This is a genomic window from Kribbella sp. NPDC104218 (genome assembly GCF_055584105.1).
In genome coordinates, this window is the sequence record NZ_JBVJMQ010000001.1 from 677,875 (window position 1) to 693,037 (window position 15,163).

General features: G+C 68.2%; 13 protein-coding genes. 8 read left to right on the plus strand and 5 right to left on the minus strand.

Going from position 1 to position 15,163, the window contains the following annotated elements; all coding sequences use genetic code 11:
- Positions 1 to 54 precede the first annotated feature (54 nt).
- The 4 genes from ACZ6ZD_RS03125 to ACZ6ZD_RS03140 are packed head-to-tail and all read left to right on the plus strand — an operon-like array spanning position 55 to position 3,369.
- Complete coding sequence (locus ACZ6ZD_RS03125) at positions 55 to 1,518, plus strand: restriction endonuclease (RefSeq protein WP_465667807.1); 1,464 nt, start codon at positions 55 to 57, stop codon at positions 1,516 to 1,518.
- Between the two features lie 23 nt (positions 1,519 to 1,541).
- Complete coding sequence (locus ACZ6ZD_RS03130; RefSeq protein ID WP_465667809.1) at positions 1,542 to 2,162, plus strand: SIMPL domain-containing protein; 621 nt, start codon at positions 1,542 to 1,544, stop codon at positions 2,160 to 2,162.
- Between the two features lie 7 nt (positions 2,163 to 2,169).
- The gene (locus ACZ6ZD_RS03135; protein ID WP_465667811.1) at positions 2,170 to 2,955 is read left to right on the plus strand and encodes a metallophosphoesterase; all 786 of its coding nucleotides are present in this window, start codon (positions 2,170 to 2,172) and stop codon (positions 2,953 to 2,955) included.
- 36 nt (positions 2,956 to 2,991) lie between these two features.
- Positions 2,992 to 3,369, plus strand: a complete 378-nt coding sequence (locus tag ACZ6ZD_RS03140; RefSeq protein ID WP_465667813.1) for a DUF427 domain-containing protein — start codon at positions 2,992 to 2,994, stop codon at positions 3,367 to 3,369.
- On the opposite strand, the gene ACZ6ZD_RS03145 is transcribed toward ACZ6ZD_RS03140, so the two are convergent.
- Entirely contained in the window at positions 3,356 to 4,126 is a 771-nt protein-coding gene (locus ACZ6ZD_RS03145; RefSeq protein ID WP_465667815.1) for an alpha/beta fold hydrolase, read from the minus strand. The genes ACZ6ZD_RS03140 and ACZ6ZD_RS03145 overlap by 14 nt on opposite strands.
- A gap of 107 nt (positions 4,127 to 4,233) precedes the next feature.
- Between ACZ6ZD_RS03145 and ACZ6ZD_RS03150 the strand changes: the two genes are divergently transcribed.
- Positions 4,234 to 6,519, plus strand: coding sequence for a helicase-associated domain-containing protein (locus tag ACZ6ZD_RS03150; protein WP_465667817.1), 2,286 nt, complete (start codon positions 4,234 to 4,236; stop codon positions 6,517 to 6,519).
- On the opposite strand, the gene ACZ6ZD_RS03155 is transcribed toward ACZ6ZD_RS03150, so the two are convergent.
- Positions 6,516 to 7,256, minus strand: coding sequence for a hypothetical protein (locus ACZ6ZD_RS03155; RefSeq protein ID WP_465667819.1), 741 nt, complete (start codon positions 7,254 to 7,256; stop codon positions 6,516 to 6,518). The two genes, ACZ6ZD_RS03150 and ACZ6ZD_RS03155, sit on opposite strands and share 4 nt — an antisense overlap.
- Positions 7,257 to 7,346: 90 nt before the next feature.
- On the opposite strand from ACZ6ZD_RS03155, the gene ACZ6ZD_RS03160 reads away from it, so the two are divergent.
- Positions 7,347 to 8,987: a DNA repair helicase XPB gene (locus ACZ6ZD_RS03160; RefSeq protein ID WP_465667821.1), complete on the plus strand. Its 1,641-nt coding sequence runs from the start codon at positions 7,347 to 7,349 to the stop codon at positions 8,985 to 8,987.
- Here the strand turns inward: ACZ6ZD_RS03160 and ACZ6ZD_RS03165 are convergent.
- Genes ACZ6ZD_RS03165 through ACZ6ZD_RS03175 form a run of 3 tightly spaced genes read right to left on the minus strand, consistent with a single transcriptional unit; the run spans position 8,976 to position 11,676 of the window.
- Entirely contained in the window at positions 8,976 to 9,680 is a 705-nt protein-coding gene (locus ACZ6ZD_RS03165; RefSeq protein ID WP_465667823.1) for a FadR/GntR family transcriptional regulator, read from the minus strand. The two genes, ACZ6ZD_RS03160 and ACZ6ZD_RS03165, sit on opposite strands and share 12 nt — an antisense overlap.
- A gap of 27 nt (positions 9,681 to 9,707) precedes the next feature.
- Complete coding sequence (locus ACZ6ZD_RS03170; protein WP_465667825.1) at positions 9,708 to 10,616, minus strand: dihydrodipicolinate synthase family protein; 909 nt, start codon at positions 10,614 to 10,616, stop codon at positions 9,708 to 9,710.
- A gap of 16 nt (positions 10,617 to 10,632) precedes the next feature.
- On the minus strand, positions 10,633 to 11,676 hold the full coding sequence (locus ACZ6ZD_RS03175) for a sialidase family protein (RefSeq protein ID WP_465667827.1): 1,044 nt from the start codon (positions 11,674 to 11,676) through the stop codon (positions 10,633 to 10,635).
- 47 nt (positions 11,677 to 11,723) lie between these two features.
- On the opposite strand from ACZ6ZD_RS03175, the gene ACZ6ZD_RS03180 reads away from it, so the two are divergent.
- Together ACZ6ZD_RS03180 and ACZ6ZD_RS03185 are read left to right on the plus strand one after the other, a co-directional pair.
- Positions 11,724 to 14,243, plus strand: coding sequence for an extracellular solute-binding protein (locus ACZ6ZD_RS03180; protein WP_465667829.1), 2,520 nt, complete (start codon positions 11,724 to 11,726; stop codon positions 14,241 to 14,243).
- Positions 14,240 to 15,127: a carbohydrate ABC transporter permease gene (locus ACZ6ZD_RS03185; RefSeq protein ID WP_465667831.1), complete on the plus strand. Its 888-nt coding sequence runs from the start codon at positions 14,240 to 14,242 to the stop codon at positions 15,125 to 15,127. The genes ACZ6ZD_RS03180 and ACZ6ZD_RS03185 overlap by 4 nt, the downstream gene beginning before the upstream one ends.
- Positions 15,128 to 15,163 lie beyond the last annotated feature (36 nt).

Here is a 15,163-nt window from a genome sequence, read left to right on the forward strand (position 1 = left end):
ATTGGTCGCGCTGCGTGGTTGGACCGTTACCTTGGATCGGAGAGGTGTGAGGCGATGGGCCGAACCGATGAGGGGTACGCCCGCAGCGACCGTCCGCCCGGACGTACCGCCGAGGCGGCACAACGTACCGCTGCGGTAGGCGAGCGCGTCCGGGACCTGGGCAACCTCCTGGCCGACGCGCTGGCGATCGATGTGCACGGCACCGACCTGCAGACCCTGAAACGGGCGCCGCGGCGTGCTCCGCCGACAGTCGCGGCTGCTGATCTCACTGCGCGTCCCGGGCCGGTCTGGGACGCGTTCTTGCCCCAGGCGCCCGGGCCGTTCCGCTGGTGGGGCTCCGAACGCCGGTACGCGCGGCGGCTGGCCGCAGCCGAGGACAGGTTCGCGGAGGCGATCGAGCGACACCGGATCGCCGAGGAGAACCGAAGGGACCGCGTTGCCCGGGCGCTACGCGAGCAGGTCGACCAGCAACGCCGGCTGGACGAGGCGACCGCGGAACAGCACGCGCGCGTCGACGCCTACCAGCGCGCAGTAATGGGTCACGACCGTGCTGCGGTCACCCGGTACTTCCATAAGGCGCTTGAACGAGTGGCCGAACCACTCGGCTTCCCCCGCCGTCGGCGCGTCAGCTACGTGCCGGAGTCCACCTTGCTGGCCGTGGAATGGGACCTCCCGGAGATGTCGGTCGTCCCGCGGGAGGCGTCGTACCGGTACGACCGAGAGGTGGACGCTGTCGTCGCCGTCCCCCGGCCGGAGAAGGAGGTGCGGCTGCTCTACCAGCAGCTGGTCGCTCAGCTGGCGCTCCGGGCGCTGCACCTGATCTTCGGCAGCGATCGGTACGGCGTCGTCGACACCGTCGTGTTCAACGGGATGGTTGAGGCGGTGGACCTGCCGACCGGCCAGACCGTGCGGCCGTGTCTGATCACGCTTCGGGCCACCCGAGAGCAGTTCCAAGCCCTAGTACTCGACCAGCTGGACCCGGTGGCCTGCGTCCGGCACTACTTCGCCGCAGAGGTGTCACGGCACCCGGAGGAGCTGCAGCCGGTCGAGCCGGTACTCGAGTTCGACCTGGCCGACCCGCGAACCATCGAACCGATCGATGTGCTCAGTGAGATCGACAGCCGACCCAACCTCCTCGAGCTGAGCCCGGACTCGTTCGAACACCTCGTCCAGAACCTGCTGACCCGGATGGGCCTCGAGACCCGCCTGTTCCGGCGTGGCACCGACGGCGGCATCGACTGCGTCGCCTACGACCCACGGCCGATCACCGGCGGCAAGTTCGTCGTCCAGGCCAAGCTCTGGACCCGTACCGTCCCGCCCTCCGCCGTCCGCGACCTGTTCGGCACCGTCGTGGACGCCGGCGCCACCAAGGGCATCCTGATCACCACCAGCGGCTTCGGTCCCACCAGCTACCAGTTCGCGACCGGCAAGCCCCTCCAGCTCATCGACGGCACCGCGCTGCTGGCCCTCTGTCACCTGCACGACATCCCGGCCCGCATCATCCCCCGCGCTAGCTGATCGGAGGTGTCAGACTAACGCCCATGGAAACTGGGGTGACGGTTGTCGGATCAGGTCAGGTCAGTACGGCGCCCGACGTACTACGGGTGTCTCTCAGCGTGGAGCATGTCGCACCGGACGTGGCTGCCGCGGTCGCACAGGTCGGTGAACGCACGGATGCGGTGATTGCCGCGCTCCGGGAGCAGGGTGTCGCGCAGTCCGACATCGGCACCGCCACGGTGAACGTGTACCAGGAGTACCGCGAGCCAGGCACCGCACCGGCGTACCGGGGCGCGCACCACCTCACCATCAACCTCAAGGACCTCGCCGGCTTCGGTGCGCTGCTCAACGCGGCAGTGAACGCGGCGGGCAACAATCTGAATCTGCAGTCGCTCCAGTTCGACGTCCAGGACAAGTCCGCGCTGCTCACCCGCGCCCGGGAGCTGGCCTTCGGTCAGGCCCAGGACAAGGCCACCGAGCTGGCCGCGCTGGCCGGGTTCACGCTCGGCTCGGTCACGGCCATCACCGAGACCCACGGTCAGGCGCCGCGGTTCGAGGCCCAGGCCGCCGGAGCGAAGCTGTCGTTCGATTCCGCGGTCAACGTCGTCCCGGGCGACCAGACCGTCGAGGTGTCGCTCGAGGTCCACTTCTCCTGGGGAGCGTAAGGCTGATATGACGCGAGTCTTCGCCGTCAGTGACATCCACGGGCATCCCGAGAAGCTGCAGGCCTCCCTGCTCGCGGCCGGCCTGACCGACGCGGACGGCAACTGGGCGGGGGCTGACGCGCGACTGTGGGTGCTCGGCGACTTCTTCGACCGTGGTCCGGACGGCATCGGCGCGCTGCGGTTCGTCCGCGGTCTGGTCGACCAGGCGCCCGCCGAGGCGGTCAACGTGCTGCTCGGCAACCACGAGATCCTGGCACTCGGCATGCGCAAGTTCGGTGACACCTTCGTCCCGCACGAGGGCATCACCAGCCGCAGCTTCGAACGGTCCTGGGCGCTGAACGGCGGCCAGGACCGCGACCAGGAGCTGATCAGCGACGACGACGTCGCCTGGCTGCTGGACCAGCCGCTGCTCGGTCTGGACGCCGACCACCTGCTGATGCACTCCGACACCGCGGAGTACGTCGACTGGGGTGACACGCTCGACCAGATCAACACCCGCGCCCACGCCGACCTGCACAGCGACGACATCGTGGTCTGGTGGGAGATCTGGCGCCGGATGACGTCGCGCTACGCGTTCCGCGGACCAGGCGGTCCCGAGATCGCCCGGATCCTGCTCCAGGCCCTCGGCGGCCGCCGGATCGTCCACGGCCACAGCATCGTCGCGGACCAGCTCGGCATCCTCCCGCAGTTCCTCACCGGCCCGCACCTGTACGCCGACGACCTGGTCCTCGGCATCGACGGCGGCGCGTTCGACGGCGGCCCCTGCCTGGTCGTGGAGCTGGAGCAGCCGTAGGGAATGCCCGCCGGCAGCAGACGGTTGAAAACCGTCATGGCTGACAAGACGCGGAAGTTGCCCGGAGCGAACCACCCGATCACCGTCGCGAAGAATCCGGACCGAGTGGTCGTCAAGCTCGGCGACGTGGTCCTGGCCGACACCAGGGACGCGCTGTCGCTCCAGGAGTCGACGTACCCGGCGGTCCAGTACCTCACCCGGGCGGACGTTGACTTCACAGCGTTGGAGCGGACGGAGCACACGACGTACTGCCCCTACAAGGGCGACGCCGCGTACTACAGCATCGTGGCGGCCGGCGCCGACGGTGAGAACGCAGTCTGGACCTACGAGCAGCCGTACGACGCGGTCGGCGACATCCGCGACCACGTCGCCTTCTACCCGAACAAGGTGACCGTCGAGATCATCGCGGACTGAGAAACGTCCGCAGCACCGGCGCGAGCAGCTCCGGTGCCACTGCGTGGCCCTGGTCGGGCAGCTCGGTCAGTGTGCCGGCGGTCAGCAGTTTCACCGCCCGGTGCGCGGCGTCCACCATGAACGGCGGTGACGCCGTCCCGGCCAGGACCAGCGTCGGTTGGCTGACCCGCGCCAGCAGGTCAGCCGGTAGACCGCCGCCAGGGGTGCCGTGGTCCATCACGGCGAAGTCGTACGCCAGTGTCGGCGCCAGCTCGGCCACACCGGGCGCAGCGGCGTACTCCAGCGCCTCAGCCGTCGGCATCCCCGCCATGACCAGGAAGAGCTCAACAGCCTCCCGGTTCTGCCCTTGGGCGAGCAGGTTGAGCACCTGAGCGCCGTCCTCGCTGGAGTCGACGTCGTCCGGCCCATACGGCGGTTCATGCAGAACCACCCGGGTGAACGGCAGACCGCTGCCCGCCGCGATCGCCGCCAGGCCCGCGCCGGAGGAATGCCCGTAAACGGCCGCACTGCCACCGAGCACCTGGACCAGCGCGGCGATGTCTTCGACCTCACGCTGGACGGCGTACGACGTGCTGTCGCCGGAGTCACCGCGGCCGCGCCGGTCGTAGCTGATGACGTCGAAAGCCCCGGCCAACTCGTCAGCGAGCGGTCTGAGTGCACCGCGGTCACACAGCGCACCCGCGACCAGAACGAGCGGCATCCCCCGGCCCACTCGCTCGTAAGCGATCGTCGTGCCATCTGCAGAAGTCACGTCCATGAGAGTCCTCCTATGGTCTGTTGCCGGTACGTCGGAGCCACGTGGGAGGTTTCGACGTTTCGGGCGACGGTTAGTGATCCGTGAGCTCGGGCCGTACCGTTGGAGGGATGAGCACGTCCGACCGTAACCGCCCACGCACCCTCGCAGAGGCCCTGCGTACCTGGGACGACGCTGCCCTCGGACGCCTCTTGCAGCAGCGGCCGGACTTGGCGATGCCCATTCCGGCGGACACCAGCCAGCTGGCAGCGCGTGCCACGACCAATGCGTCGGCCGCGCGGGCGATCAACCGGCTCGACGAGTTCGGCGTCGACCTGCTGGAGGCGCTGTCTGCTCTGCCTGAGCCAGTGAGCCTGGCAGACCTCGCTGCGGGCGCAGCCCAGCCGGTTGAGGTCGTCCAGCCGCGAGTGGCCGAGCTGCTCGATCTCGCGCTGGTGTGGGGTACCGAGGATGACCTGCGGCTGATTCGCGCCGTCCACGAGTTGCTCGGTCCGACACCCGCTGGGCTCGGTCCGATCACCACTCGGCATTTCGGCGATCTGGACCAGCTGATCGAGGACGCCGGGCCGGAGGCGCGTGAGGTGCTCGACAAGCTGACGTGGGGGCCTCCGACCGGTTCCGTCGAGAAGGCCGAGCGGCCGGTGACGATCGCGTCGGCCCGTACGCCGGTCGAACGGTTGCTGGCGCGTGGCCTCGTCGTACCGCGCGATCCGAACACCGTCGTACTGCCGCGGCAGATCGGCCTGCACCTCCGCGGTGGGCGCGTTCTGGCCGCTACCCGGCCGACTCCGCCGCCGCTGGACGGCAAGAAGGTGACGGCGACCATCGTCGACCACGCTGCTGCCGGTGCGGCGTTGGATCTGGTCCGGCAGGTCGACAGAGCGCTCGAGCAGCTCGGCATCGAGCCTCCGCCGGTTCTGCGGACCGGCGGCATCGGAGTCCGCGAGCTGCGCAATCTGGCCGGGAAGATCGGCGCAGACGAGCCGACCACGGCTGCAGTACTGGAAATCGCGTACGCCGCCGGTCTGGTCGCGGCTGTTGAGGTCGGGACCAGTGAGCTCTGGTTGCCCACGAGCGCGTACGACGACTGGTTGGACCTGGATCTGTCGCACCGGTGGGCGCAGCTCGTCATGGCCTGGTTCGGCGGCATGCGGGCGATCGGACTGATCGGACGCCGAGACAGCTCCGGCGCCACGGCCGCTGCGCGCGAGCGCCTGATCAACGCACTCGCACCGGATCTGGAGCGGTTGCTGGCTCCAGAGGTACGGGTGCTGACGCTGCGCGCGCTGGGTGAGGCGCCGGCCGGAGTCGCCCCAGCCACGCAGTCCGTCGTCACCTGGGTGGCCTGGCATCGGCCGCGTCGTGGCGGGCAGTTCCGTGACGAGCTGGTCGAGTGGGCCATCACCGAGGCCGCTCTGCTCGGTCTGACCGGGCTCGGCGCGATGGCTCGGCATGCGCGCCCGCTGCTGACCCAAGAGCCGACGGTCGACGAGCTGGCCCAGGCTATCAGCCCGCTCGTACCAGAGCCGGTGTCCGAGATCCTGCTCCAGGCTGACCTGACCGCCGTCGCTCCGGGGCCGCTCGTCCGCGTCGTCCAGGATGAGCTGTCCGCCATGGCGGACGTCGAGTCCCACGGCGGTGCGGCGGTCTACCGGTTCAGCGAAGGCTCGGTACGCCGAGCGTTCGACCTCGGCCGGACGGCAGACCAGCTACACCAGTGGCTGGCTGCCCACTCGCGGACTCCGATCCCCCAGCCGCTGACCTACCTGGTGGACGACGTCGCCCGGCGGCACGGCGTCCTGCGGCTGGGCACGGCGTCGACGTACCTGCGCTGTGACGACGAGGCGGTGCTCACCCACCTGCTGAGCTCGAACCTGCCCGGTGTGCAGTTCCGCCGGCTGGCGCCGACCGTGGTGGTCTCGCCCGCACCGCCGGACATCGTGCTGAACCGCCTCCGCGAGGCCGGGCTCGCGCCACTGGCCGAGACCTTCGACGGCGTCGTCCACATCAGCACCGCCTCGAACCGCCGCGGCGAGCCACCGCGCCGACGTACCAGCCGCGACTTCGCCGACAGCACCATCGAGCTCACCACCGACCAGGTGAAAGCCGTCATCGAGAAGGTCCGCGCCGGCGACCGCCTGGCCGCAGACCGTCCCAGCGACGAAACCCCCGAGCCGGCTGCCCCCGCCGAGACCATCGCCGTCCTCACCAACGCCGCGGAGTCCCACACCCGCACCTGGATCTCCTACGTCGACCACAACGGCACCGCGTCCGAGCGCGTCGTAGAGCCCACCCGAGTCGCCGACGGCTGGCTCACCGCCTACGACCCCACCACCAACCAGCCCAGCACCTACGCCCTGCACCGCATCTCCGCCGCGCGGCCAGTCGACAGCTAGTCGCCGCCCCCGCCCCCACCGCCGTCGCCACCGGAGAAGCCGCCGTCGCCGCTGCCGTGGCCGTAGTAGCCACTACCGACGTCACCGACCGCACCGCCGCCGAGGAACGACTGGGCGATATGCGCCGCACCAGCTCCGGTGACGAAGTAGCCGTGCCCGTACGGCGCGGCCGACGCGCCCGCCTCCCAGTACGGCACCCGTCGGTTGCCGATGATGACGTACCGCACCTCCGGCTCTTCATGAGCCGCCAGCCGCGCCGCATCCTGCGCACACACCGGCACCCGCCTGGTACCGCGTTTGGGCTGCGTCCAGACCACCTCGGTAACCGACGGCCCGTGCTGCGGGTTGAAGAAGCACGGCACTCGGAGCTCCGGGACCGCCACCCCCGCAACGCGTGCCCGAACGCACGCCATCTTGTAGCGGGCCGACGCAAGCGTGTCCGCGATCGTGCTGACGGCATCGGTCCGCTTCATCCCCGGTACGGCCCGCTGCGCGGTCTCGTACGCATCCAGCGCCTGCTGGTAGTCGAGCCGGGTATCCGCAGCCAGCTCGACCCCCGCGACCTCCTCCCCCAGCCGCGTCAGCTGCTCACCCAACAGCGTCACGTCCTCGTCGAGGAGCCGCTTGACCTGGTCGAGCTCGAGAGCCGCCTCCCGACGTCCCGATCGCCGCGCGAGGGCGTACCGCCCCAGTGCCACCACTCCGCCCGCACCCAGCACCGCCAGCAGCCACTCCATCCCCTCACGATAGGGCCGTTCAGGCGGCCGCGGCTGTCGTTTGGCATTAACAGGCACAATGGAGGGTCGGGCGAGTGATGGGAGTGGCGCGTGACGGACGGGCCGTTGATTGTGCAGTCGGACAAGACTCTGTTGCTGGAGACTGCGCATCCGGATTCTGGGCAGTGCCGGAAGGCTATTGCGCCGTTCGCTGAGTTGGAGCGCGCGCCGGAGCATGTGCACACCTACCGGCTGACGCCGCTGGGGCTGTGGAACGCGCGGGCTGCCGGCCACGATGCGGAGCAGGTCATCGACGTGCTGCTGCGCTACAGCCGGTACCCGGTGCCGCACTCGCTGCTGGTCGACATCGCCGAGACGCTGGACCGCTACGGGCGGCTGCGGCTGGAGAAGCACCCGCAGCACGGCCTGGTGCTGGTCACGACCGACCGTCCGGTGCTGGAGGAGGTGCTGCGTTCCGCGAAGGTGAAGCCGATGCTGGGGGCGCGCATCGACGACGACACCGTGCTCGTCCATCCGTCGGAGCGCGGTCACCTCAAGCAGACGCTGCTGAAGCTCGGCTGGCCTGCTGAGGACCTTGCCGGGTACGTCGACGGCGAAGCCCACCAGATCGACCTCATGAAGGACGGCTGGGAGCTACGGCCGTACCAGGAGCAGGCGGTCGAGTCGTTCTGGCACGGCGGATCGGGCGTCGTCGTACTGCCCTGTGGCGCCGGTAAGACGATCGTCGGCGCGGCTGCGATGGCGCAGGCCTCGGCGACGACGCTGATCCTGGTCACGAACACGGTGTCCGCCCGGCAGTGGAAAGACGAGCTGCTGAAGCGGACGTCGCTGACCGAGGAGGAGATCGGCGAGTACTCCGGCTCCCGCAAGGAGATCCGACCGGTGACGATCGCGACGTACCAGGTGATGACGACCCGCCGGAAGGGCGTCTACACGCACCTGGAGCTGTTCGACGCCCGCGACTGGGGCCTCATCGTGTACGACGAGGTCCACCTGCTGCCGGCCCCCATCTTCCGGATGACCGCCGACCTGCAGACCAGGCGGCGCCTCGGTCTGACGGCGACGCTGGTGCGCGAGGACGGTCGCGAGGGCGACGTCTTCTCGCTGATCGGTCCGAAGCGCTACGACGCGCCCTGGAAGGACATCGAGTCCCAGGGCTGGATCGCCCCGGCGGACTGCGTCGAGGTCCGCGTCGACCTGGAGCAGAGCGAACGCTTCGTCTACGCCACCGCCGAGCCGGAGGACCGCTACCGGCTGGCGGCGTCCACACCGGCCAAGTCCCGACTGGTCCGTCGGATCGCCGACCACTACAAGGGCGAGCCGCTGCTGGTCATCGGCCAGTACATCGACCAGCTGGACGAGCTGGGCGAGCGGCTGGAGTGTCCGGTGATCAAGGGCGAGACGACCGTGAAGGAGCGGCAGCGGCTGTTCGACGCGTTCCGCACCGGTGAGATCGACCGTCTGGTGGTCAGCAAGGTCGCCAACTTCTCCATCGACCTGCCCGAGGCCTCGGTGGCCATCCAGGTCTCCGGCACCTTCGGCTCCCGCCAGGAGGAGGCCCAGCGCCTCGGCCGCGTCCTGCGCCCGAAGGCGGACGGTCGCACCGCCCGCTTCTACTCGATCGTCGCCCGCGACACCATCGACGCCGAGTTCGCCGCCCACCGCCAGCGCTTCCTGGCCGAACAGGGCTATGCGTACACGATTGTCGACGCCGAGAATCTATTCGCCTAGGCGGCTGTGGATGCCGTTGAAGTGGCTGCGCATGGAGCGGGCGAAGGCATCGGGGTCGGCGAGTTTGTCGAGCAGGTCCCGGTGCCAGGCGGCGGCGTCCGCGGGGGTGTAGCGGGCGCCGGGCAGCCGGGCGTCGACCTCGGCGAAGGTGCGCCAGAACACCGACAGCAGGTCGATGACGAGGGCGTTGCCGAGCGGCTCGTAGAGGGCCTGGTGGAAGGCCCAGTCCTCGTCGGGGAAGTACTCGCCGGCCGCGGCCTTGGCCTCCATCCGCTGGACGAGGTCCTCGAGGACGTCGGCGTCGTGCGTGGCGAAGTGGGCGACCACGTCCTCCGCGAGCCCGACCTCGAGCGCCTGACGGACCTCCAGCACGTTCTGCACGTCGCGGAGGTCGCCGGCCATGGACTGCGACATCCGGAACGCGAGGCCGTCCTCCAGGGACTGCAGCGACACCGCACCGACGTACGTGCCGTAGCCGTGCCGGATCTCGATGATGCCGACGGCCTGCAGCGCCTTCATCGCCTCCCGCAGCGGGTGTCTGCCGACGCCGAGCTGTGCCATCAGCTCCTGCTCGTTGGGCAGCGGGTCACCGGCCTTCAGCCCGCGCTCGAGGATGAAGGACTTCATCTGGTCGCGGATGAAGGACTGATTGCCTGCCGCGCCCCGAGCCCGGCTGAGCCCACCCGTCGTCACTGCCCGGCCTCCCTTGGTAGAGACCGCTCAGTGTAATCCGGCGCGGTCCAGCAACGGCCGGATCGCCGCGATCTCGGCGTCGTCCAGTGGAATCCCCGGGTACGCCGGGATCGGGCAGTCGATCACCCCGAGCAGATGCAGCGCGGCCTTGAACGCTCCCAGCGCAGCCGAGCTGGCGCCCATCCGCCCGCGGTCCGCGACGTCGACTAGCTCGAACAACCGGATCAGCCGCTCCTGCTCCGCTCGCGCTGCCGCACCTCTCGCACCGAACAGCCGCACGTAGCCCGCCGGGTCCACATTTCCCAGCCCTGGGACGACGCCGTCCACTCCGAAGGCCAGTGCGGAGTCGACCGAGACCTCCGACCCCGTCATGATCGCGAACCCTTCCAGCCCGGCGTCGCGTCGTTCCAGCACCAGGCGACGCAGACTCGACTCCTGGCCGCTGGAATCCTTCACACCGGCAATCACACCGGCCTTCGCGAGCGAAATCATCAGGGGCGCCGGCAGCTTGGTTCCGACCCGCACTGGGATGTCGTAGGCGTACAAGGGCGTTTCACCGGCCAGTTCGGCCAGCCGGGTGAAGTGCCGCCGGATCTCGGCCGAATGCGTGGCCGCGTAGAAAGGCGCCGTGGCAACCAGACCGTCCACTCCGGTCTTCAGAGCGGCAGAGATATGCGCACCAACGCGAGCAGTCGACGCATCGATCACCCCGGCCAGCACCGGCACCTGACCGCCGACCTCACCAACGACCGTCTCCAGCACCACCTGGCGCTGCTCATCACTCAAGAAGGTGCCCTCACCAGAGGTGCCCAGCACGAAGATGCCGCTGACTCCACCAGCCAGCTGGTACTGCACCAGCCGGGCCAGCGACGCAGTGTCGACGTCGTACGACGGGGTGAACGGTGTGACGAGGGGCGGTACGACACCAGTCAGCAAGGCGATCTCCCAACGGTCAAAGGGCGAATGTGGCAAAGCGCAACGCAGCGAACGACGACGTCTCGCCCGCCTCGTAGAAGACACCGACTGAGCCATCGGGCAGCAGCGTCAGATCGGAGTACCCGGCCATGCCGGAGTGCACGACCAGGCCGGGCTCCCAGGACACACCGGCGTCGGAGCTCACGAAAACGGTCAGTTCCCGGCGCACCGCCGGGTCAGTAGGTGTCGAGAGCAACAACCGCCCGTCGGGCAGTGTCAGCACGCTCCCCTGAATCCCGGGTGCGGTGATCGCTGGTATCCCGGCGTACGGCGCATCCAGCGTGACTCCGCCGTCAGACGACCAGGCGTGTACTCGGGCCGGCCCTGTGCCGAGGTGATTGCGGGCGTTGAAGTAGAGCCGCCCGTCAGGCAGCTGTGCGACTGCGGTCTCGTTGGCGTTGATTTCTGGCCCGTCATTGCGGTCGACGAAGCCGACCGACCAGGTCCAACCAGAGTCATCACTCAGCAGGCAGTGGCCGCCGTTGACCCCACTGGGGACCACCGAGTGATTTGCGGGCACCACGAGCCGGCCGTCTCGTAATGCGATCCCGTGGCACGGCCCTGTCGCGTACCAGCCCCAGTCCGCCGGTTTGACCTGCGCAGTGATCTCGCGAGCCGAGCTCCAGGTCGCACCGTCGTCCGCAGACCACTGAACGAACACTCGGCGGCCGTCGACGTCGTCACCGTGCGCCAAGGCGGACTCCACCGCGTCGGCGCCGTTCTGCACCGACAGCAGCACGATGTCGCCACTGATCGGGTCGATGACCGGCGCCGGGTTTCCACAGGTCTTTCCCGGCACCGCAAGCACCATCTGCAGCGGTAGCCAGGTCTGCCCGCCGTCGAGCGAACGCCGTAGCACCAGCTCGATCTCGCCCGAGTCACCTGGCCCGTGCCGGCGGCCCTCGCAGAAGGCCAGCACCAGCTGGCCCCGCGACACCACCGCCGGGATCCGGAACGTGTGATACCCCGACCCGGCCGGGTCGAAGACCACCACCGGAGCGGCACCGACTCTTGAAGACATAGGACGTACTATGTCATGGTGTGGTCTCCGACGGAAGGTGAGGCCTCATGTCAGTCAGCAGACGTACGTTCCTCGGCGGCGGATTGGCCGCCGCCGCTGTCGCCGTCACCGGTACGCCGTTGCTGACCGCCTGCGGCCCGAACCAGAACAACGCCGCGGCCGCCAACCGCGCCGTCCGGCTGCCGACGTACACCAAGTACGCCGGCGTCACACCGGACCTGCCCGGCGACGGCGTCGTCCTCGACGCCTTCCTGAAGTACCCGGCGAACCCGGTCAAGGCCATCACCGAGGCGCCTGGCGACGGGCAGCCGATCACGTTCCTGACCAACATCCCGGGCGCGATTCCGCCGGCCGCGGACCGCAACCAGTTCTGGCAGGCGCTGAACGAGCGGCTCGGCTCCGAGCTCCGGATCAGCATGGCGTCGAACGACGAGTACAAGGACAAGTTCGCCACCCGCATCGCCGGCGGCGACCTGCCGGACATCCTCAACATCCCGGTCGACACCGCGCAGATCCCTGGCCTGGTGAAGGCCAAGTGCCTGGATCTGACCGAGCACCTGTCCGGTGACGCGGTGCGGAAGTACCCGTTCCTCGCGAACATCCCGACGGACTTCTGGAAGGGCTGCGTCTTCAACGGCGCCATCTACGGCGTCCCGGTCCCGCGGGGCATGTCCCGCACCTCACTGGCGCTGTACCGCGAGGACCTGCTGGCAGCGAAGGGCATCAAGGACCCGGCGCCGAAGAACTTCGAGGAGTTCTTCGAGCTGGCCCAAGAGCTGACTGCGGCCAAGCAGAACCGGTGGGCCTGGACGCGGGTACCACTGTCGACCATCCGGCAGATGCTCGGCGTACCGAACGTCTGGAAGCAGGACGGCGGCAAGTTCAGCTCCAGCTACGAGCATGAGGCGAACGAACAGGCTCTCGAGTCCGGTCGCAAGATGGTCGCCGCCGGGGTAGTGAATCCGGATGCGTTCAACGACAAGGCCAGTGCGCGCAAACAGTGGTTCAACGGCGGCACTGCGGTCTTCGACTACGACAGCTTCGTCGCCTGGAACCAGTACTACGCCGACAACACCGCGGGCGACTCCTTCGCGGTCAACATGCTCGACGTCCCCGGTGGCACTCCGTGGATGGGTGGCGCACTGAACAACGTGACGGCGTTCAGCAAGGACACCAAGCACTCCCCCGAGACGCTGCTCAAGATCGCCAACTGGATGGCTGCACCGTTCGGCACCGAGGAGTACTTGTTCCGCAAGTACGGCGTCGCCGGCCGCCACTACGCCTTACAGGGCACGGATCCGGTCCCGTCGAAGGCCGGCGTCGTCGAGACCGGCATCGGACTGCAGTACATCAGCGACTCCCAGCTGTCGCTGTACTGGGCAGGCAAACCAGAGGTGCCGCGCAAACAGCACGCAGTCCAACAGAAGATCGCGAAACAGCTGGTGCACGATGCCTCGTACGGTCTGTACTCCGATACCCAGTCGAAGAAGCAGGCGCAGCTGGCCCGGACGATGACCGACCTGGAGACGCAGATCGTGCAGGGCCGGAAGCCGGTGTCGGGCTGGGCCCGCGGCGTGGCGGACTGGAAATCAGCCGGCGGCGACAAGATGCGCTCAGAGCTTGAGCAGGCGCTCGCGGACACGGCGGCGAAGGAGATGCCCGGTGTCTGGCGCCGGCTGACCCGTGACCGGGTGCTGCTGCTGTTCGCGCTGCCCGGCGCCGCATTGATCGTCGCGTTCCACTACGTGCCGCTGCTGGGCAATGTCATCGCCTTCAAGGACTACCAGCCGTTCCTCGGAATCGCCGGCAGCGACTGGTCCGGCTGGTCGAACTTCGCGGTGATCTTCAACGGCGATCCGGCGTTCTTGCGCGCGCTGCAGAACACGCTGGTCCTGACCAGCCTGCAGTCCATCTTTGTCTTCCCGGCGCCGATCCTGCTCGCACTGCTGCTCAACTCGCTGTTCTCCGAGCGGATCAAGCGCATTGCGCAGAGCATCCTCTACCTGCCGCACTTCATGTCCTGGGTGATTGTGGTCGCGCTCTTCCAGCAGATGCTGGGTGGCAGCGGACTACTGAACAACTACCTGCGTTCACACGACCTGGCCACGCTGAACATCATCGGTAACTCGGAGCTGTTCCATGTGCTGCTCACCTCCCAGATCATCTGGAAGGACTCTGGCTGGGCCACCATCCTCTTCCTGGCCGCACTGTCCCAGATCGACGCCCAGCTGTACGAAGCCGCCAGCGTCGACGGCGCCAGCCGGATGCGCCAGCTGTGGCACGTCACTCTGCCCGGTCTGCGCGGCATCATCATCCTGCTGTTCATCCTGCGCTTGGGCGACTCTCTGACCGTCGGCTTCGAGCAGATCATCCTGCAGCAACAGGCTGTCGGCCGTGATGTCAGTGAGGTGCTCGACACCTACGTCTACAACAACGGCGTCCTCGGCGGGGCCTGGGGTGTCGCTGCGGCGGTGGGACTGGTCAAAGGCCTGGTCGGCGTCGCACTGGTGCTGGCGGCAAACAAAGTCGCCCACCTCTTCGGAGAGCAAGGGGTGTACCGCCGATGAGTCGCAGAATCGTTCAGGGCGTGCCGATGCCCTCGTGGCCGATGCGCATCTTCAAAGGCCTGGTACTACTGGTGTTCTGCGCGGTGGTCATCGTTCCGTTCGTCGGAGTCCTCTCGACGAGCGTCGCACCGAACAAACAGATCAACGAGTCCGGCGGGCTGGTGCTGATCCCGGAGTCCATCGACTTCGCGGCGTACCGGTCGCTCTTCGCGGGTGGCGTCGTCACCCAGGCCCTGCTGATCAGCATCTTCGTCACCGTCGTCGGAACGCTACTGAGCCTGACCGTCTCCTGTCTGCTCGCCTACGCGCTGTCCAGGCCAGAGTTCGTGGCCGGGCGGCCGATTCTGCTGGTCGTGCTCTTCAGCATGCTGTTCTCGCCCGGCATCATCCCCACCTACCTGGTGGTCAAGGGAGCCGGGCTGCTGGACAGCATCTGGGCGCTGATCGTGCCGACCATGGTCAGTGCGTTCAACGTCGTCGTCCTGCGCGCGTTCTTCATGAATCTGCCGAGCGAGCTCACCGAGAGCGCCCGCATGGACGGCGCCGGCGAGCTGAAGACCTTCACCAACATCGTGCTGCCGCTGTCCCGGGCCGTGCTGTCGGTGATCGGGCTGTTCTACGCCGTGGCGTACTGGAACGCGTTCTTCTCCGCACTGCTCTACCTGAACGACAGCAGGCTCTGGCCGCTGCAGCTGGTGCTGCGGACGTACGTCATCAACGACACCCAGCTGGGTAGCGCTGAGCTAGGCACAGAACTGCTGCCGCCGCAGGCATCTATCCAGATGGCGATCCTGGTGGTGTCGATCGTGCCCATCCTGCTGGTCTACCCGTTCCTGCAGCGCCACTTCGCGAAGGGCGTCCTCACCGGCGCGGTGAAGGGTTAAATGAGTTTCACCGGAGCAGGGGCTCAAGTAACGTAG